This window comes from Streptomyces sp. NPDC058653 (genome assembly GCF_042716895.1).
Taxonomy (GTDB): domain Bacteria; phylum Actinomycetota; class Actinomycetes; order Streptomycetales; family Streptomycetaceae; genus Streptomyces.
In genome coordinates, this window is record NZ_JBHXRM010000022.1 from 1 (window position 1) to 18452 (window position 18452).

The following is an 18452-nucleotide window of genomic DNA, read 5'->3' on the forward strand; positions in this document are numbered from 1 at the left end:
CTGGGCCGCCCCCTAGACCGGCCCCGTACCGGGGGCGCCGCACATAACACCGCCCGCCGGCCCGGCCGGCGTCTGCGGCCCGCCGGGCGCCCCGACGTACCAGCCGGTCCGGCGCGACGCCCCTCGTCGGCTCAGAGGCCCACCGAGAACATGTCGCTCCTCCCGGAGCTGTCCTCAGGCGCCGGACTCGTCGTCCGGCGCCGGACCGGACGCGTCTGCGGCCGTCTGGCACCACGCCGTACCGGCCAGCGCGACGCCCCTCGTCAGACGCCCAGCTCAGAAGTCCAGCGAGGACACGTCGCTCTCCGGAACTCCGGAGCTGTCCTCGGACCGGGCTTGTCGGCGGGCGCCGGGCTTGTCGGCGGGCGCCAGCCCGGCCACGTCTGCGGCCCGTCCGGCGGCACGACGTACCGGCCCGGTCCGGCGCGACGCCCCTCGTCGGCTCAGAAGCCCACCGAGAACACGTCGCTCCTCCGGAGCTGTCCTCGGGCGCCAGCCCGGCCGCGTCTGCGGGGCGGCCGGCGGCACGCCATACCGGCCCGGGCCGGCGGCACGACGTAGCGGTCCGGGTCGGCGCGCCTCGTCAGAGGCCCAGCGAGGACACGTCGCCCATCACCACCTGTGGGCGCTTCGACGGGTCCAGCCAGCGCAGGAGTTCCTTCATGCGGGGCATCGGGAGCGAGACACAGCCCTGTGTCGGGCCGCCGTGGTCCACATGGATCCAGATGCCGCCGCCCCTGGACGCGCCCAGCGGGCGGGTCCAGTCCAGCGGGGTGGTGCCCGCCTTGCGGTTGTAGTTGATCGCGACCACATGGTCGAACGACCCGGCCAGCGGCTCGCCCTCGAAACCCACGCCGCCGAGCGTGAAGGCCGGGCCCTGGTCGTACGGCAGTCTCGTGCCCGGGTCCGGGAGCCGGCCGCCCGCGTCGGTCAGGCCGAAGACACCGATCGGACTGCGCAGGTCGCCCTGCCGGTGCTCGTCGGTCCAGCCCTTCAGGGCGTTGTGCGCCGGCCAGGGGTCGGAGACCGAGCGCCAGCCCTCCACGGGGTCCCGCTCGTAGAGGACCAGCGTGGCGCGGTTGGAGTCGGGCGCGTCGCCGGTGACCACGACGGCCTGGCGCGAGGACCGGGGGATCGCCGCCCTGGTCTTCGGGCCGAGCGCCGGGATCTGTCTGGGGCGTACCACCCGGCTCTTGGACTCGCCGGCGTCCGGCACCGCGCGCCCGAGACCGCCGCGCGCCGCCTCGCCGCTCCCGTCGGCGCTCGCCTCCCCGGCGGCGGCCTTGTCGTCGACCGCCGTCGGGACGGACGATCCCCCATCGCCCCCGAACGCGCCGCCGAGCCCTCCCCCGCAGCCACCGAGCAGCAGACCGCCGACGAGCACGAGCGCGGCCACGTGGTGCGGGCGTGCGCGGTGAGACATGTGTGACCTTTCAGTTCGCACGGGCGTCACTCCGCCCGGTCGTTCTCGGCATGGGGGGTCGGGGCCCGGCTTGGTTCGGGGCCGTGCGCCCCGGGGGCGGGATAGTCCACATCGGCGATCATGGCGCGTACCGTGCCGACGATCGGGGAACTCGCCCCGGCGCCCGCGGTACAGACACTGACTTGGATGCCCTCGCCGCCCTCGGGGTCCGGTCCGGGCAGCAGGGCGCTGTACTCCTCGGTGCCCCCGAGCTTGCGGCAGAGCACCTGGGGCTCCGCCAGCGCGCGGAGCACGGACGGATCCTTCGGACCGGTGTCGAACCCGCTGTAGTTCTTCGGATCCAGCGAGACCAGGACGCCCCCGGGCCGCAGCGTCCTGACGGGGTCGCAGAAGGTCTCCGGCTCCGTCGGACAGACGGGCGTCACGGTCGGTACGGGCTGGCTCGCGACGAACCCGCGGGGCGCGCTCTTGAACTCGGGTTCGCTCGGCACCGCGAGCGCCTGCCAGCCCGGCGGCAGCCGCAGGGTGAGATCGCCCAGGTCCGGGAAGCGGACCGCGTGGCCGCCCGCCGAGTCCGTGGTGGCGACGGTGGGGGCCGGGCTCGCGGGCGGTGCGCCCTCGTCCGGGCCGCGCAGGAAGCCCGGCAGGAGTGTGCCCGCCACCACGAGACCGGTCACCGCCGCCGACGTGCCGGCGGCGCGGCGGCGCCGGCGGGAGCGGGCCGCCCGCTCCCGGACGCGGCGCAGCCGCTCCTCGGGGGCGTGCAGCCGGGGTACGACACGCTCCAGCAGGATCCGCAGCTCCCGCTCCTCGGCCGGCGGGCTCGCGTCCTCACCCGGGTCCCCGGCCGGGCCCGGCCCTCCGCCCTCCTCGGGCCCGCCCCCGTAAAGGCTCCGGCGCTCGTGCTCAGACACCTCGTGCTCAGACACCCCGCTCACCCCCGTCCACCGGCACGGGCAGCGCGGCCCGCAGCGCGCGCAGCGCCTTCGCCGACTGGCTCTTGACCGTCCCCGGCGCGCAGCCCAGCGTCGCCGCCGTCTCCTCGACGCTCAGGTCCTCGAAGAAGCGCAGCACGACGACCGCGCGCTGTCTCACCGGCAGCGACCGCACCGCGGCGGCCAGCGACTGCTCCAGGTCCACGCTCTCGTACGCGTCGAACGAACCCGCCGCGTCCGGGACTTCGCCGTGCGGCACCTCGCCGCGCCAGCGTCTGCGCCACCAGGAGGCATGCGTATGGACCAGCGCCGTGCGTACGTATGCCTCCGGCCGCTCGCCGGAGATCCGGTGCCACTTGGGCCACACCTTGGCCAGGGTCGTCTGGAGCAGGTCCTCCGCCAGGTGCGCGTCGCCCGTCAGCAGCCAGGCCACCCGCAGCAGTCGCGGCCCGCGAGAGGCGACGAAAGCCTCGAAGTCGCCGTCGCTGTCGCCCGGGTCCATCGCCTCGTCGCCCTCGCCAATCCGTTCGGTCGTCCACGACCGGTCAACGTGCCGGGGAGGCTTTCAGGTTGCCCCATGGCAGGAAGACGCCACGCACAGGGCCCGGAACCGTACGGTTCCGGGCCCTGCGGTGAACGGGAGACGCGGCGGCGGCTACTTCGCGACCGGCTTGCGGAGCTGGATGTTCAGCTCCCGCAGCCGGGTCTCGTCCAGCTCGGTCGGCGCGCCCATCATCAGGTCCTGCGCGTTGCCGTTGAGCGGGAAGGCGATCGTCTCGCGGATGTTGGGCTCGTCGGCGAGCAGCATCACGATGCGGTCGACGCCCGGCGCGATGCCGCCGTGCGGCGGGGCGCCGAGGCGGAAGGCGCGCAGCATGCCCGCGAACTCGTGCTCGACGGTCTCGCGGTCGTAGCCCGCGATCTCGAACGCCTTGAGCATCAGCTCGGGCTCGTGGTTCCTGATCGCGCCCGACGACAGCTCGATGCCGTTGCAGACGATGTCGTACTGCCAGGCGAGGATGTCGAGCGGGTCCTTCGTCTCCAGGTCCTCAAGACCGCCCTGGGGCATGGAGAACGGGTTGTGCGAGAAGTCGATCTTGCCGGTCTCCTCGTCCTTCTCGTACATCGGGAAGTCCACGACCCAGCAGAAGCGGAAGACGCCCTCCTCGAAGTGGCCGGAGCGCTTGGCCGCCTCGACGCGGACCGCGCTCATGATCTTCGAGACCTCGTCGAACTCGCCCGCGCCGAAGAAGATCGCGTGGCCGGGCACGAGGGACAGCCGCTCGGTGAGGACCTTGACGTTGTCCTCGGTGAGGAACTTGGCGATCGGTCCCGCGAGCGTGCCGTCCTCGCCGACCCGCACCCAGGCCAGGCCCTTGGCGCCCTGCTCGACGGCGTAGTCGCCGAGGCCGTCGAAGAACTTCCGCGACTGGCCCGCGGTGTCCGGCACGGGCAGCGCGCGTACGTGCTTGCCGGCGAACGCCTTGAACTCGGAGCCCTCGAAGACGTCCGAGATGTCGACCAGCTCCAGCTGCGCCCGCAGGTCCGGCTTGTCGTTGCCGTACTTGAGCATCGACTCGCGGAACGGGATGCGCGGGAAGGGGGACGTGACCTCCCGGCCGCCGCCGAACTCGGTGAACAGCTCCGTCATCAGCTTCTCGATCGGCCGGAAGACGTCCTCCTGCTCGACGAAGGACATCTCCACGTCGAGCTGGTAGAACTCGCCGGGCGAGCGGTCGGCGCGGGCATCCTCGTCACGGAAGCAGGGCGCGATCTGGAAGTAGCGGTCGAAGCCGGAGATCATCAGCAGCTGCTTGAACTGCTGGGGGGCCTGCGGCAGCGCGTAGAACTTGCCCGGGTTCAGCCGGGAGGGGACGACGAAGTCACGGGCGCCCTCGGGGGACGTCGCCGTCAGGATCGGGGTCGCCATCTCGTTGAAGCCCAGCGCGGTCATCTTGTGCCGGATGGCGGAGATCACGGCCGTACGCAGCAGGATGTTGCGGTGCATGCGCTCGCGGCGCAGGTCGAGGAAGCGGTATTCGAGCCGCCGCTCCTCGTTGACGCCGTCGTCGGTGTTGATCGTGAACGGCAGCGGTCCCGCGGCGCCGAGGACCTCGACCTCGCCGACCTCGATCTCGATCTCACCGGTCGGCAGGTCCGGGTTGACGTTGTCGGCGCCACGGGCGGAGACCGTGCCGTCGATCCGGACGACGGTCTCCTTGGTGAGCTTGGAGAGCGCCTCGTTCGCGGGGGTGCCGGGGCGGGCGACGAGCTGGACGAGACCGTAGTGGTCGCGGAGATCGATGAAGAGGATGCCGCCCAGGTCTCGACGATTGTGCAGCCAGCCGCTCAGCCGGACGTCGGTGGAGACGTCGGAGGCGCGGAGCTCGCCGCAGGTGTGGGACCTGTACCGATGCATCGTCGTTCATCCAGTCTTAGCTCTTGGCGGATGGGCTTGGCCGCACCAGGTTACCGGCAGGGCCAACGGCGCCTCCCCCCTGTTTACGGGGTCCGCCCGGCGGCCGGTCCCCGCCCGGCGGACGCCCGGCCACCCGCACGCCTGCTTGACACCGCGCATAGCACCTGTACCGGTTTAAAGTGGTCCAATGCGCACCGAGGAGGTACTGGCCGCGATCGCGACCGGTCTGTGGCGCTGGGACAACGCCGCCGGGTACGTCACTCTCGACGCGGAGGCGGCGCGGCTCTTCGGGCTGCCCGCGGAGCCCACGGTCCTGAGCGAGGCCGCCATGCGCGCGCGCCTGCACCCCGTCGACTGGACCGAGACCTACGGCATCGTGCGCCTCGCCGTCGCCGAGGGGACGCTCGCCGAGGCCCACGCGCGGGTCGTGGACGAGGACGGGCAGGTGATCCGTACCATCAGGTCCCGCTCGAAGCCCCGCGTCACCCAGCACGAGTACGGGGAGGACTACGAGCTGATCGGCACCATCCAGGAGATCGTGGCCCCCCAGCCGGGCGCGCTGACCGGGCAGAGCCCCGTCGCCGGCGACTGGCGGCGCTCACGCGAGGCGTTCCTCCTCGACGCGGGCCGGGCGCTCGCCGAGGCGCACTCCACCTCCGAGGTGCTGCGGGTCGCGGCGTCGCTGTCCATGCCCGGGTTCTCCCCCGACGGGCTCGCCGTCTTCGGCGTCGAGGGCGAGCATCTGACGATCATCGGGCACCACGGGCACCCGGACGGCGCGGAGGGACCCTTCACGAACATGTCCGTGAACACGGACTACCCGGCGGCCGAGGTCGTACGGACCGGGCGGGCGATCTATCTGCCGACGCCCAGGGACTACCAGGACCGCTACCCCGCGACCTGGCCGCTGGTCCAGGGCTTCGGCCGCAGGTCCTGGGCGTTCGTGCCGCTGATCGTCGCCGGGCGCACGATGGGCGCCTGGATGGCGGCGTTCAAACACCCGGTGACGTTCACGCCCGACGAGCGGTCCGTGCTGACGACGGTCGCCAGGATGCTCGGGCAGGCGCTGGTGCGCGCGGATGTCGCGGAGACGGAGCGCGAGCTGTCGCTGGGGCTCCAGCGCACGATGATGCCGACGCTGGGGCCGGAGATCCCGGGGATGAGCGTGGCGGCGCGCTATGTGCCGACGGGCGGCGGGCTCCAGGTGGGCGGCGACTGGTACGACATGATCCCGCTGCCGGGCAGCGGCAAGGTGGCCCTGGTCATCGGGGACGTGCAGGGGCACGACGTACGGGCCGCGGGCCTGATGGGGCAGCTGCGGATCGCCCTGCGCGCGTACGCGGCCGAGGGGCACCGGCCCGATGCCGTACTGGCCCGGGCGTCGCGCTTCCTGCACGGGATGTACGAGTTCTCGACCCCGCACGGGCTCGCGCACCTCGACGACAGCGAGGAGGACCGGGACGCCGAGTACAACCTGGCGCGCTTCGCGACGTGCCTGTACATGGAGGTCGACCCGGACAAGGGCACGCTCGACATCGCACGGGCCGGACACCCCGACCCGGTGATCCGGTCGGCGGACGGCACGGCCCGTATCCGGCAGACGGCGGGCGGGATGCCGCTGGGCATCGAGGCCGACTCGAACTACCCCACGACGCGGGTGGTCCTGGAGCCCGGCGACACCATCATGCTCTGCACCGACGGGCTGATCGAGACCGGCGGGCACGACATGCTGAGCGGCTGGACACGGCTGCGGCCCGTGCTGGAGAGCAACACCGGCGCCTCGCTGGAGAAGCTCGCGGACGCGCTGGTGGAGGCGGTCCACGGCCCCGGCTCGCACTACACGACGGGCCCGCTGGCCGACCGCCGCGAGGACGACATCGCGCTGATGCTGCTCTCACGGGACAGCACGCGTCCGGCACCGGCGCGCCCGCATCCGCGCCGCGCGGTGCTGACGATCTCCCAGGCGGAGCCCTCGCAGGTCGCGGACGCCCGGCGGCAGTTGAAGGATCTGCTGCACGACTGGGCGGACGAGGAACAGGTCGACTCGGCGGTGCTGATGCTCTCCGAGATGGCCACGAACGTGCTCGTCCACACGGACGGCGACGCGGTGCTGATCGCGGAGGCGGCGGGGGAGCGGGGCAAGCGCCGGCTGCGGGTGGAGGTCGCGGACGCCAGCGACGAACTCCCCCACCGGCGCAAGCCGGGCGAGCTGGCGTCGAGCGGCCGGGGCCTGGTGCTGATGGAGATGCTGGCGGACGCGTGGGGGGTGGATCCGCGCGGCGAGGGCAAGTCGATCTGGTTCGAGATCTACGAGTCGGGCCGGACGGCCACGGTGTAGGCCACGTCCGGTGAGCGCGCCCGTTCGGCGGGTCAGGGGGCGCCGGGCGGGCCGGGGCCCGGGGTCCCCGCCTCGTACCGTTCCCTGATCTCCGCGAGCACCCCGAAGGCCGCCGCCGTCAGTGGTACGGCCAGCAGCGTGCCCAGGATTCCGGCCACGCTCGCCCCCGCCGCGATGGCCAGCATCACCACCGCCGGATGCATCTGCACCGTCCGGCTCTGCACCACCGGCTGGAGCACATGCCCCTCCAGGACCTGTACGGCGAGGACGACCCCGAGCACCCACAGGGCGATCGCCACCCCCCGGTCGGCGAGCGCGACGAGCACGGCGACGGCGCCGGTCAGGAACGCGCCCAGGTACGGGATGTACGCCCCCACGAAGACCAGCGCCCCGAGCCCCACGGCGCCCGGCACGCGCAGGATCAGCAGACCGGCGGTGATGCAGACGGCGTCGATGAGCGCGATGAAGGTCGTACCGCGCATGAAGCCCTCGACGGCCCCGAACGCCCTGCGGGCCATGGCCTCGACGGTGTCGCCGGTACGGCGCGGGGCGACGGAGCGCAGCGCGCCGGCGACCCGGTCGGAGTCCTTGAGGAAGAAGAAGATCAGCAGCAGCGCCAGGACGGCGGTGGCGATCAGCTCGCCGACGACGCTGAGCCCGGTGATCACGCCGGAGGCGGCCGTACCGCCGAACTTGCTCAGCAGGTCCTTCGCGTTCGACGCGACGTCGTCGAGCGAGGTCCCGGCCACCCCGAACTGGTCCCCGAGGTCCTGCCCGGCCTGCTTGAGCGAGTCGACGATCTGGTCGCCGGTCTCGATGAGCGCGGTGACGACGACGTATCCGGCCCCGCCGACGACCCCGACCACGGCCAGACAGGTCAGCCCGGCGGCCAGGGACCTGGGCATCCTCATGGCGACGAGGCGCCGGTGGAGCGGGCGCAGCAGCGCGGTCCCGAGGATTGCGAGCAGCACGGGGGTGACGGCGGTCTTGAACGTGACGACGATCCACACCCCGACGGTGACGACGCCGGCGACGAGCAGCACGACGGCGCACCAGGCACCCACCCGCCAGACCTCGGGGGGCAGCACGCCGGGCGGGCCCCCGCGCGAGTTCTCCATCCGCCCACCCGACCACGCCGACCGGGGCGGTGCCGCGCGGATGGGGCCGGGTGGGTGCCGGGGTGTCACTCACGGGTGGGGCGGGCGCGTCGGTGGGCGGACCGGGGCGCGGTGTCCGGTGTCCGGCGGATCGGGGTGGGGCGGAGACCGCCCCACCCCGACCGGACCCGCGCGCTCCTACCTCGTCCTACTCGGCGTCGGCCGGCACCGTGCCCAGCCGGCCGGACTGGAAGTCCTCGAAGGCCTGCTTCAGCTCGGCGTGACTGTTCATCACGAACGGGCCGTAGTGCGCCATCGGCTCCCGGATCGGCCGGCCGCCCAGCAGGACGACCTCCAGGTCCGGCGTGTTCGAGTCCTGGGACTCGTCCGCGCGGACCGTCAGCGACGACCCCGCGCCGAAGACCGCCGTCTGGCCCATGTGCACCGGCCGCCGGTCGGGACCGGCGGCGCCGCGCCCGGCGAGGACGTACGCGAGACCGTTGAAGTCCTCGCGCCACGGCAGCGTCACCTCGGCACCCGGCCGGAGCGTCGCGTGGATCATCGTGATCGGCGTGTGCGTGATGCCGGGGCCCTCGTGCCCGTCGAGCGAGCCCGCGATCACCCGCAGCAGCGCGCCTCCGTCGTGCGAGGTGAGGAGCTGCACCTGGCCGCCGCGGATGTCCTGGTAGCGCGGGTCCATCATCTTGTCGGCGGCGGGCAGGTTCACCCAGAGCTGGAGGCCGTGGAAGAGACCCCCCGACATCACGAGGGACTCCGGCGGCGCCTCGATGTGGAGCAGGCCGGAGCCCGCCGTCATCCACTGGGTGTCGCCGTTGCGGATCGTTCCGCCGCCACCGTTGCTGTCCTGGTGGATGAAGGTGCCGTCGATCAGGTACGTCACGGTCTCGAAGCCGCGGTGCGGGTGCCAGGGGGTGCCCTTGGGCTCTCCCGGCGCGTACTCCACCTCGCCCATCTGGTCCATCATGATGAACGGGTCGAGGTGCTGGTAGTTGATCCCCGCGAACGCCCGGCGCACCGGGAATCCCTCGCCCTCGAAGCCACCGGGCGCGGTGGACACGGCGAGCACGGGCCGGGCGACGGCGTCGGCGGCCGCCGTGACACGGGGAAGGGTGAGTGGGTTTTCGACGGTCACAGCGGGCATTGGGGGCCTCCTCGGCTTCTGGCTCCAATTTAGTTGAACGGTGAACATCTGACAAGGCAGCGGATATTCCGCGCGCGTGTTACGCGCGTCACGCAGGGGAATCGGGTCAGCCGTTCATCGGTCAGCGGTGCGGAAGAACAGTCGCGCGAGGGGTCGGGCCCGGAGGGGCGGACCGCATAGGGGCCGACCGCGGAAGGATCAGCGGCGGAAGGATCAGCGGCGGAGGGATCAGCCGTACATCCGGCGCATCGCGAAGTCGACCATCTGCTCCACGGCCTTCGCGTCGAACACCATCCGGTGCTCACCCTCCATGTCGATCACGAAGCCGTACCCCGTCGGCAGCAGGTCGATCACCTCGGCACCCGTGATCACGAAGTACTTCGACTCCTTGCCCGCGTACCGCCGCAGCTCCTTGAGCGTGCTGAACATCGGGATGACGGGCTGCTGGGTGTTGTGCAGGGCCAGGAACCCGGGGTTGTCGCCGCGCGGGCAGTAGACCTTCGACGTCGCGAAGATCTGCTGGAAGTCCTCCGCGGAGAGCGACCCGGTCGTGAACGCCCGCACCGCGTCCGCCAGCGAGGGAGGGGACGGCTCGGGATACAGCGGCTGCTCGCCGTATCCGCCGCCCATCGGCTGCTGCGGGGGTGCGTACTGCTGCTGAGCGCCAGCGTTCTGGTCGTAGCCGTACATGGCCCCCAGAGTACTGAGGAAAGACCCGTCCATGGGCGCGTTGGGCCGCATGCGCTCCTCGTCGTCCTCGTCACAGATGTCCGGTAGGGGTTGCGTCTTATTACCGGCGGGTAGCATCATCGGAGCCAGTACTGAGTACGGGTACGAGGAATCTGCCTCCCTACCGCTTACGGAGCCGTCGCCATGGGGCACTACAAGTCGAATCTCCGCGACATCGAGTTCAACCTCTTCGAGGTCCTCGGGCGCGACAAGCTGTACGGCACGGGCCCGTTCGCGGAGATGGACGTCGAGACAGCCAGGACGATTCTCTCCGAGGTCACCAAGCTCGCCGAGTCCGAGCTGGCCGCCTCCTACGCCGACGCAGACCGCAATCCTCCGGTCTTCGACCCCGAGACCAGCACCGCTCCGGTGCCCGCCTCCTTCAAGAAGAGCTACCAGGCCTTCATGGACTCGGAGTACTGGCGTCTCGGCCTGCCCGAGGAGATCGGCGGCACCACCTCGCCCCGCTCCCTGATCTGGTCCTACGCGGAGCTGCTGCTCGGGGCCAACCCGGCGATCTGGATGTACACCTCGGGCCCGGCCTTCGCCGGCATCCTCTTCCAGGAGGGCAACGAGGCGCAGAAGAAGATCGCCGAGATCGCCGTCGAGAAGCAGTGGGGCTCCACGATGGTGCTCACCGAGCCCGACGCGGGCTCGGACGTGGGCGCCGGCCGGACGAAGGCCGTCGAGCAGGAGGACGGCTCCTGGCACATCGAGGGCGTGAAGCGGTTCATCACCTCCGGCGAGCACGACATGTCGGACAACATCCTCCATTACGTGCTGGCCCGCCCCGAGGGCGCCGGCCCCGGCACGAAGGGCCTGTCGCTCTTCCTCGTACCGAAGTACGAGTTCGACTGGCAGACCGGCGAGCTGGGCGAGCGCAACGGCGTGTACGCGACGAACGTCGAGCACAAGATGGGCCTCAAGGCGTCCAACACGTGCGAGCTGACCTTCGGCGACCGGCACCCGGCCAAGGGCTGGCTCATCGGTGACAAGCACGACGGCATCCGCCAGATGTTCATGATCATCGAGTTCGCCCGGATGATGGTCGGCACGAAGGCCATCGCCGCGCTCTCCACGGGCTATCTGAACGCGCTGGAGTACGCCAAGGAGCGCGTCCAGGGCCCGGACCTCTCGCAGTTCATGGACAAGAGGGCGCCCAAGGTCACCATCACGCACCACCCCGACGTACGCCGCTCGCTGATGACGCAGAAGGCGTACGCCGAGGGCATGCGCGCGCTGGTGCTCTACACCGCCTCCCTCCAGGACGAGATCGCCAAGCGGGAGGCGGAGGGCGAGGACGTCAAGGCGCAGCACGCTCTGAACGACCTGCTGTTGCCCATCGTGAAGGGCTACGGCTCCGAGAAGTCGTACGAGCAGCTCGCGCAGTCGCTCCAGACGCTCGGCGGCTCCGGGTATCTCCAGGAGTACCCGATCGAGCAGTACATCCGCGACGCCAAGATCGACACGCTGTACGAGGGCACCACCGCGATCCAGGGCCAGGACTTCTTCTTCCGGAAGATCGTCCGTGACCAGGGGCAGGCGCTGAACACCCTCTCCGAGGAGATCAAGCAGTTCCTCGCCGTCGGCACCGGCGGCGGAGAGCTGGCGCCGGCCCGTGACGCGCTCGCCAAGGCGGCCGTCGACCTGGAGGCGATCGTCGGCAGGATGCTGACCGACCTCTCCGCCACCGCCGAGGACGTCAAGAACATCTACAAGGTGGGCCTCAACACCACCCGCCTGCTGATGGCCTCGGGCGATGTCGTGGTCGGCTATCTGCTGCTGCGCGGCGCGGCCGTGGCGGTGGAGAAGCTGGAGACGGCGTCCGCGAAGGACGTTCCCTTCTACCAGGGCAAGATCGCGGCGGCGAAGTTCTTCGCGGCGACGGTCCTGCCGGGGGTCTCGGCGGAGCGCACGGTGGCCGAGTCGGTCGACAACTCGCTGATGGATCTGGACGAAGCGGCGTTCTGACGCGGGGGTCGGGAGCGGACCCCCGCACCGTTCCGACGCCGAGGGCGGGAGCGGACCCGTGCAGGGTTCGGACGCTGTGGGCGGGAGCGGACCCGCGCCGTTCCGTCGAGGGCGGGTCAGGGCCGGCGCGCCGGTCCGAGGCCGTGGGTGGGTGCGGACCCCCGCACTGTTCCGACGCCGTGGGCGGGTGCGGACCCGCACGCCGTTCCGACCTCGTGGGCGGGTGCGGACCCGCGCAGGGTTCGGACGCCGAGGGCGGGTCAGGACCGGCGCGCTCTTTCGGCCTGTGAGCGGGCCCGCTCCCGCCCGCACCGTTCGGACGGCGAGGGCGGGAGCGGGCCCGCGCCGTTCCGCCGAGGGCGGGTGCCGACCCGTGCAGGGTTCTGACGTCGAGGGCGGGAGCGGGCCCGCGCAGGTATGCGAGATCGTCGGGCGGGCCGATGGCGGGCTGGTCGGCGATCTCGCTCTCCGGTCGGGAGTTCGCACCGCGCCCGCGATGTCGGTGTAGCGGACAGGAATGGTCCGCCGTCCGGGTCGGCGGCCCCGGAGGCCGTCTCGTTATGGTGACCTCATGAGCAGATCCGCCCGCTTCGACCGCGGCCACACCGACGACCTGATGACCTTCCTCGCCACCAGCCCCACCCCGTACCACGCGGTGGCGAGCGCGGCCGAGCGCCTGGAGAAGGCCGGCTTCCGGCAGGTCCAGGAGACGGACGCGTGGGAGGGGACCACCGGCGGCAAGTACGTCCTGCGCGGCGGGGCGCTCATCGCCTGGTACGTCCCGGAGGGTGCCGAGCCGCACACGCCGTTCCGGATCGTCGGCGCGCACACGGACTCCCCCAACCTCCGGGTGAAGCCGATCCCCGACACCGGCGCGTACGGCTGGCGACAGGTCGCCGTCGAGGTCTACGGCGGGCCGCTGCTCAACACCTGGCTGGACCGGGACCTCGGGCTGGCCGGGCGCCTCTCCCTGCGGGACGGCCGCGAGCGGCTCGTCAACGTGGACCGGCCGCTCCTGCGCGTACCGCAGCTGGCCGTCCATCTGGACCGGGGCGTCAACTCCGACGGACTGAAGCTGAATCCGCAGCGGCACATGCAGCCGATCTGGGGGCTCGGCGAGGCCGAGGAGGGCGACCTGATCCGCTTCGTCGCCGAGGAGGCCGGGGTCGAGGCGTCCGACATCATCGGCTGGGACCTCATGCCGCACTCGGTCGAGCCGCCGGCCTACCTCGGGCGCGACCGCGAACTGGTGGCCGGGCCGCGGATGGACAACCTGCTGTCGGTGCACGCCGGTACGGCCGCGCTGGCCGCCGTCGCGACGGCGGGCGGGTCGGGGACGGCGCTGCCGTACATCCCGGTCCTCGCCGCCTTCGACCACGAGGAGAGCGGCTCCCAGTCGGACACCGGCGCGGACGGGCCGCTGCTGGGCACGGTGATGGAGCGCTCGGTGCTGGCACGCGGCGGTTCGTACGAGGACCGGGCGCGGGCACTGGCCGGCACGGTCTGTCTCTCGTCCGACACCGGGCACGCCGTGCACCCCAACTACCCGGAGCGGCACGACCCGACGCACCACCCGCGTGCCAACGGCGGCCCGATCCTCAAGGTCAACGTCAACATGCGGTACGCCACGGACGGGGGCGGGCGCGCGGTGTTCACGGCGGCGTGCGAGCGGGCGGGCGTGCCGTGGCAGACGTTCGTCTCGAACAACTCGATGCCCTGCGGCACGACGATCGGCCCGATCACCGCCGCCCGGCACGGCATCAAGACGGTGGACATCGGGGCGGCGATCGTATCGATGCACAGCGCGCGTGAACTGTGCGGTGCGGACGACCCGTTCCTGCTGGCCAACGCGCTGGCCGCGTTCCTGGAGGGCTGAGCGGAGAGCCGGGCGGAGGGCAGCGTTCCGCCGACGCGGAGTCCGGCTTTCCGGCCGACCTCGGCCCGCCCTCGGCCCGCCCTCGGCCGGCCCTCGGCCCGCGTCGGCCCGCGTCGGCCGGAGCGCCGCCGGCGTCCGCGCCCCCGGTTCCGCGCGCCGGTCCGCGCGCCGGCCGGAAGGTCGGACTCCCCGCGCCCGCATGGGTGTTGCCGGGCCGGGTACCCGCATGGTCGGCCCGGGAACGGCCACCAATCGTGTCAGGAGGCGGGATTCATGGGCGTTGGCGGATGCATCGCACTCATCGCGGTGGGGGCGATCCTCACGTTCGCGACGGACTGGGAGGCGGAGAGCGTCAACCTCGACCTGGTCGGGGTGATCCTCATGGCGGTCGGCCTCATCGGCATCGCGACCTTCACGAGCATGGCGAAGCGTCGGCGGGCGGTCGTCCAGCCGCCGACGGTCATCGAGCGCGAGCGCTAGGCGAGGAACGCGGCGTGGGGCGCTCCACGCCCGCCTCCTCTCCCGGCCCTCCCGTCCTCTCGGTCCCCTCAGTCCGACGCGTCGAGACCGGCCAGCACCAGGCCCAGCCGGCCCGTGCCGGACGCGGTGACACGTACGGGTACACCCCAGTCCTGCTGGTGCACATGGCAGGCCGGGTACTCGATCTCCGGCGCGTCGTCGCAGGACGCGGCCATCGCCGAGACATGCAGGACGCCCTCGGTGACACCGTCCGCGAGCACCAGCTCGCGCGCCAGGTCGGTCCCGGCACCGGCGCCCTCCGCCAGCAGTTCGGGCGGGGTGGCGGAGATCAGGAGCCGGGTCGAGGGACCGTAACGGGTGTCCAGCTTCTGCCCCTTGGGCGCCTCGAAGACCACGTCGAGCCGCAGTGCCCCCGGCGCCACATCGGTCGCGGCGCGCCGCGTGCGGTGCGCGACCGACTCGACGCTGACGGCCTCGTCCGGCAGCCGGAGCCTGGTCAGCCGGTGCCGGGCGGACTCGACCACGACGATGCCGTCACCGACGAGCACCGCGCCGGACGGCTCCCGCAGATCGGTGGCGAGCGTCGTGACCTCGCCGGTCGCCGGGTCGTAGCGGCGCAGGGCGTGGTTGTAGGTGTCCGACACGGCCACCGAGCCGTCCGGCAGGGCGGTCACGCCGAGCGGGTGCTGGAACAGGGCCTCCGCGGCGGGGCCGTCGCGGTGGCCGAAGTCGAAGAGCCCGGTGCCGACGGCGGTCCGTACCGCGTAGCCGTCCCCGTCCCGCTCCACGTACCGCAGGGCGCTGGTCTCGGAGTCGGCGACCCACAGCCGGTCCTCGGTCGCGGCCAGTCCGGACGGCTGCGCGAACCACGCCTCGGCGGCGGGCCCGTCGACCAGACCCTCGTTGGTCGTCCCGGCCGCGACCGAGACGGTGCGGGTCTTCGGGTCGTACGTCCACAGCTGGTGCACACCGGCCATCGCGATCCACAGCCGGTCGTCCCACCAGGCCACGTCCCAGGGCGAGGAGAGCGCGACGTCGAGCGCGGGCCCGTGGGTCGGTGAGCCCTGCCACCACTGGCTGCCCGTGCCGGCGAGGGTCTCGACGGCGCCGGAGGCGGGGTTGAACTCGCGGACGGCGTGGTTCACGGTGTCGGCGACCGCGATCCGGCCGTTCGGGAGCTGGGCGATGCCCTGCGGCTCGTTGAACGACTCCGGCCCGAATCCGCGCTCACCGCCGCCAACCCGCCGCACGACGCTCTCGCCGTCGGCCGCCAGCTCGACGAGCTGGTGCCGGGTGGTGTCGGAGACGAGGAAGTTCCCCGAGTCGAGCGTGAGCACCTTGCCGGGGAAGCGCAGGTCGGTGGCGACGGGCTCGGGCGGGACGTAGGGGCCGTCGCCGCGCCGCAGGGTGCCCTTCGCGGCGTGCTCGGCCTCCAGCTCCTCCACGAGCCTCTCGATGGCGTGCGCGTGGCCCTCGCCGGCGTGCTGCGCGACGACGTACCCCTCCGGGTCGATGACGACGAGCGTGGGCCAGGCCCGTACCGCGTACTGCTTCCAGGTCGCCAGCTCCGGGTCGTCCAGCACGGGGTGATGCACCTCGTACCGCTCGACGGCGTCCACGACGGCGGCGTGCTCGGCCTCGTGGACGAACTTCGGCGAGTGGACGCCGACGGTCACGACCGTGTCGCTGTGCTTCTGCTCCAGCTCGCGCAACTCGTCGATGACATGGAGGCAGTTGATGCAGCAGAAGGTCCAGAAGTCGAGCAGGACGATACGCCCGCGCAGCTCGGCGAGGCTGAGCGCCTTGCCCCCGGTGTTCAGCCAGCCACCGGCCCCGACCAGCTCGGGAGCACGGACACGGGCGCGGCGGCGTGGTACGGGAGGGGGTGCGGAGGCGGAAGCGTCGTTCATGCTCCAAGGGTGCCATCCACCTCGCCCCCCGCCACCGGGCCCGGCCCCGGGCCCCGACAATCCCCAGATGTACGGGCTACCGCGTCCCACGGCACCCCTGCCCACCGGGGCCAAGTAGCTGCCCGCGCGCGGGCGGGGCGGGGGTCCGCGTACCACTCCGGCCACGCCCAACGGGGCCGGACCGCCGCCCGCGCGTGGGCGGGTGGGCCGGGGGGAGCTGGCCGGGACGGCCGCGTACCCCGACGGGCCACGGCCGCCCCATGCGGCCGGGTGCGCCCGCGGGCACAGCCCGAAGGCCGCGAAGCCCGGCCCCGCACCCCGAAACGCCCATGCCCACCGAGGCCGCACGATCGCTCCCGCGCCAGCGTGGTGGGCCCGGGCAGTAGCCCGATTCGACGCCCCCGACGAGCTACCGCTCACCATTACGCCCATGCCCGCCGGGGCCTTACGGCCGCCCCCGCGCGGGCGGGTTGGCCCCGGAGGCGCCGCCCCGGACGGCCGGCATCCCCGGCCTCGGCGCCCCCGACAAAAGTCGGATGTACGAGCTGCCACACACCGCACCGCCCTGCCCACCGGGGCCGAGTGGGCGGAACTCCGCCCCGAAGGCCGCGAAGCCCGGCTCCGGCACCCCGACGAGCTACCGCTCACCACTCCGGCCACGCCCACCGGAGCCGGATACCCGCCCGCGCGTGGGCGGGTGGCCGCCCCCACGCCGGGCGGGTGAGCCGGGGGGAGCTGGCCGGGACGGCCGCGTACCCCGACGGGCCACGGCCGCCCCATGCGGCCGGGTGCGCCCGCGGGCACAGCCCCGAAGGCCGCGAAGCCCGGCCCGGCACCCCGACGAGCTGCCGCTCACCACCCCGCCCACGCCCACCGGGGCCGGACGGCTGCCCCCGCGCCGGGCGGGTGGGCCGGGGGGAGCTGGACGGGACGGCCGCGTACCCCGACGGGCCACCGAGGCCGGACGGTCGCTTCCGCGCCAGCGTGGTGGGCCCGGGCGGTAGCCCGATTCGACGCCCCCGACGGGCTACCGCCCAGGCCCACCCGGGCCGGACGGCCGCCCCCGCGTCGGCGCGTTGGCACCGGGTGGGGCGTCCGGGGCAACCGGCATCGCCGGGGGCGGCGTGGTGCGTGGGTTCGCCGCGTGCAGGAGGGTTTCGCCCGGCTCCGTGCGGAAGTAGAGCACCGACCGGCCCGAGCGGCGGCGGGCGATCAGGCCCGCGTCCCGCAGGACCCTGAGGTGCCGGCCCACCGAGCCGAGGGCCTGGCCCGTGAGTGCCACCAGTTGCGTCGTGCTCTTCGGGGAGCCGAGCAGCGCCAGTACGGCCGCCCGGCCGGGGCCGAGCAGGGCCCGCAGGGGCTCCGGCACCGGCGGGCGGGCGCCCTCGTGGGCCAGGGCCCCGGCGCACGGGTACACCACGGCGTACCGGTCGGCGTCCCACGACACCCAGCTCTGCCGGGGCGTCACCGGCACGAACATCAGCCGCGCACCGGGGATCTCCTGCGACCGGTCCGCGCGGGTGGAAATCTGGAGCCGGCTGCCGCCGAGCCAGCGCATCCCCCGGCGCATGTCGCCCAGCGCGCTCGCCCAGCCGCCCCGGCTGAGCTGCGCCGTACGCGCGACGATGTCGGCCTCGATGAGGCGCCGGCGCCGCGGCCAGTACGGCAGCACCGTCTCCGCCCACACCCACTCGACGACCTCGGCGGCCCGCTCCGGCAGATCGTCGCGGCCGACGAGCAGGGCGGGCAGCGGGCCGTTCAGGGAGACCAGCAGGTCGGCGCGGACGGCCGCGGGCGGGGTGTCCCGGATCCGCGTCAGCTCGGTCTCGAAGGTCTGCCCGGTCAGGGGCCGGCCGGTGGGCGTGGGGGTGATGAAGTCCGCGTTCCATGTGCGGCCGAAGGCCGCCCGTACGAGCAGGGCCGTCACCGGGTCCTCGGCCTGCCGGGCCCGGTAGGCGGGCAGATGGGCGTCCAGCCACGCGCGCTCGCCCGGGTGCGCGGCCCGGCCGTCCTCCAGGGCCCGCAGGCTCGCCACCGCCTCCGTAAGAGGCGACACCACGAACCGGCTCCCGGCGAGCGTGTCCGCGTCGACCTGCCACCAGCCCATCCCGT

At 72.9% G+C, this 18452-nt stretch carries 13 protein-coding genes; 4 read left to right on the plus strand and 9 right to left on the minus strand.

Annotation, left to right across the window (positions count from 1 at the left end; genetic code table 11):
• Positions 1-583 precede the first annotated feature (583 nt).
• The 4 genes from ACFWU9_RS19720 to aspS all read right to left on the minus strand — a co-directional run bounded on the left by ACFWU9_RS19720 (position 584) and on the right by aspS (position 4777).
• The gene (locus ACFWU9_RS19720) at positions 584-1423 is read right to left on the minus strand and encodes a L,D-transpeptidase family protein (RefSeq protein ID WP_384320036.1); all 840 of its coding nucleotides are present in this window, start codon (positions 1421-1423) and stop codon (positions 584-586) included.
• A gap of 26 nt (positions 1424-1449) precedes the next feature.
• Positions 1450-2352, minus strand: a complete 903-nt coding sequence (locus ACFWU9_RS19725) for a hypothetical protein (RefSeq protein WP_384320037.1) — start codon at positions 2350-2352, stop codon at positions 1450-1452.
• Positions 2345-2860, minus strand: coding sequence for a SigE family RNA polymerase sigma factor (locus ACFWU9_RS19730; protein ID WP_384320039.1), 516 nt, complete (start codon positions 2858-2860; stop codon positions 2345-2347). Before ACFWU9_RS19730 ends, ACFWU9_RS19725 begins: the two co-directional genes overlap by 8 nt.
• A 153-nt stretch (positions 2861-3013) precedes the next feature.
• Positions 3014-4777: an aspartate--tRNA ligase gene (gene aspS / locus ACFWU9_RS19735; protein WP_384320041.1), complete on the minus strand. Its 1764-nt coding sequence runs from the start codon at positions 4775-4777 to the stop codon at positions 3014-3016.
• A gap of 187 nt (positions 4778-4964) precedes the next feature.
• Here aspS and ACFWU9_RS19740 point away from each other — a divergent pair, with 187 nt between their 5' ends.
• A complete protein-coding gene (locus ACFWU9_RS19740; protein ID WP_384320043.1) occupies positions 4965-7115 on the plus strand; it encodes a SpoIIE family protein phosphatase in 2151 nt (716 codons plus the stop codon).
• Positions 7116-7147: 32 nt separating this feature from the next.
• Here ACFWU9_RS19740 and ACFWU9_RS19745 read toward each other — a convergent pair whose 3' ends face one another.
• The 3 genes from ACFWU9_RS19745 to ACFWU9_RS19755 all read right to left on the minus strand — a co-directional run bounded on the left by ACFWU9_RS19745 (position 7148) and on the right by ACFWU9_RS19755 (position 10064).
• Positions 7148-8233 (minus strand): AI-2E family transporter, encoded by a 1086-nt coding sequence (locus ACFWU9_RS19745; RefSeq protein WP_384320045.1) that lies wholly within the window; start codon positions 8231-8233, stop codon positions 7148-7150.
• Between the two features lie 187 nt (positions 8234-8420).
• Positions 8421-9374, minus strand: coding sequence for a pirin family protein (locus ACFWU9_RS19750; protein WP_384320047.1), 954 nt, complete (start codon positions 9372-9374; stop codon positions 8421-8423).
• A gap of 228 nt (positions 9375-9602) precedes the next feature.
• Complete coding sequence (locus ACFWU9_RS19755) at positions 9603-10064, minus strand: SseB family protein (RefSeq protein WP_329384705.1); 462 nt, start codon at positions 10062-10064, stop codon at positions 9603-9605.
• A gap of 183 nt (positions 10065-10247) precedes the next feature.
• On the opposite strand from ACFWU9_RS19755, the gene ACFWU9_RS19760 reads away from it, so the two are divergent.
• The 3 genes from ACFWU9_RS19760 to ACFWU9_RS19770 all read left to right on the plus strand — a co-directional run bounded on the left by ACFWU9_RS19760 (position 10248) and on the right by ACFWU9_RS19770 (position 14430).
• Complete coding sequence (locus tag ACFWU9_RS19760; protein WP_384320048.1) at positions 10248-12074, plus strand: acyl-CoA dehydrogenase; 1827 nt, start codon at positions 10248-10250, stop codon at positions 12072-12074.
• Positions 12075-12645: 571 nt separating this feature from the next.
• On the plus strand, positions 12646-13950 hold the full coding sequence (locus tag ACFWU9_RS19765) for a M18 family aminopeptidase (protein WP_384320050.1): 1305 nt from the start codon (positions 12646-12648) through the stop codon (positions 13948-13950).
• Positions 13951-14223: 273 nt separating this feature from the next.
• Positions 14224-14430 (plus strand): DUF6458 family protein, encoded by a 207-nt coding sequence (locus ACFWU9_RS19770; protein WP_384320052.1) that lies wholly within the window; start codon positions 14224-14226, stop codon positions 14428-14430.
• 68 nt (positions 14431-14498) lie between these two features.
• Here ACFWU9_RS19770 and ACFWU9_RS19775 read toward each other — a convergent pair whose 3' ends face one another.
• Together ACFWU9_RS19775 and ACFWU9_RS19780 are read right to left on the minus strand one after the other, a co-directional pair.
• Positions 14499-16340 carry an NHL domain-containing thioredoxin family protein gene (locus ACFWU9_RS19775; RefSeq protein WP_384320054.1) on the minus strand — a complete coding sequence of 614 codons (1842 nt, stop codon included), beginning with the start codon at positions 16338-16340 and terminating at the stop codon, positions 14499-14501.
• A 1027-nt stretch (positions 16341-17367) separates the two neighbouring features.
• The gene (locus ACFWU9_RS19780) at positions 17368-18447 is read right to left on the minus strand and encodes an ArsR/SmtB family transcription factor (protein WP_384320231.1); all 1080 of its coding nucleotides are present in this window, start codon (positions 18445-18447) and stop codon (positions 17368-17370) included.
• Positions 18448-18452 lie beyond the last annotated feature (5 nt).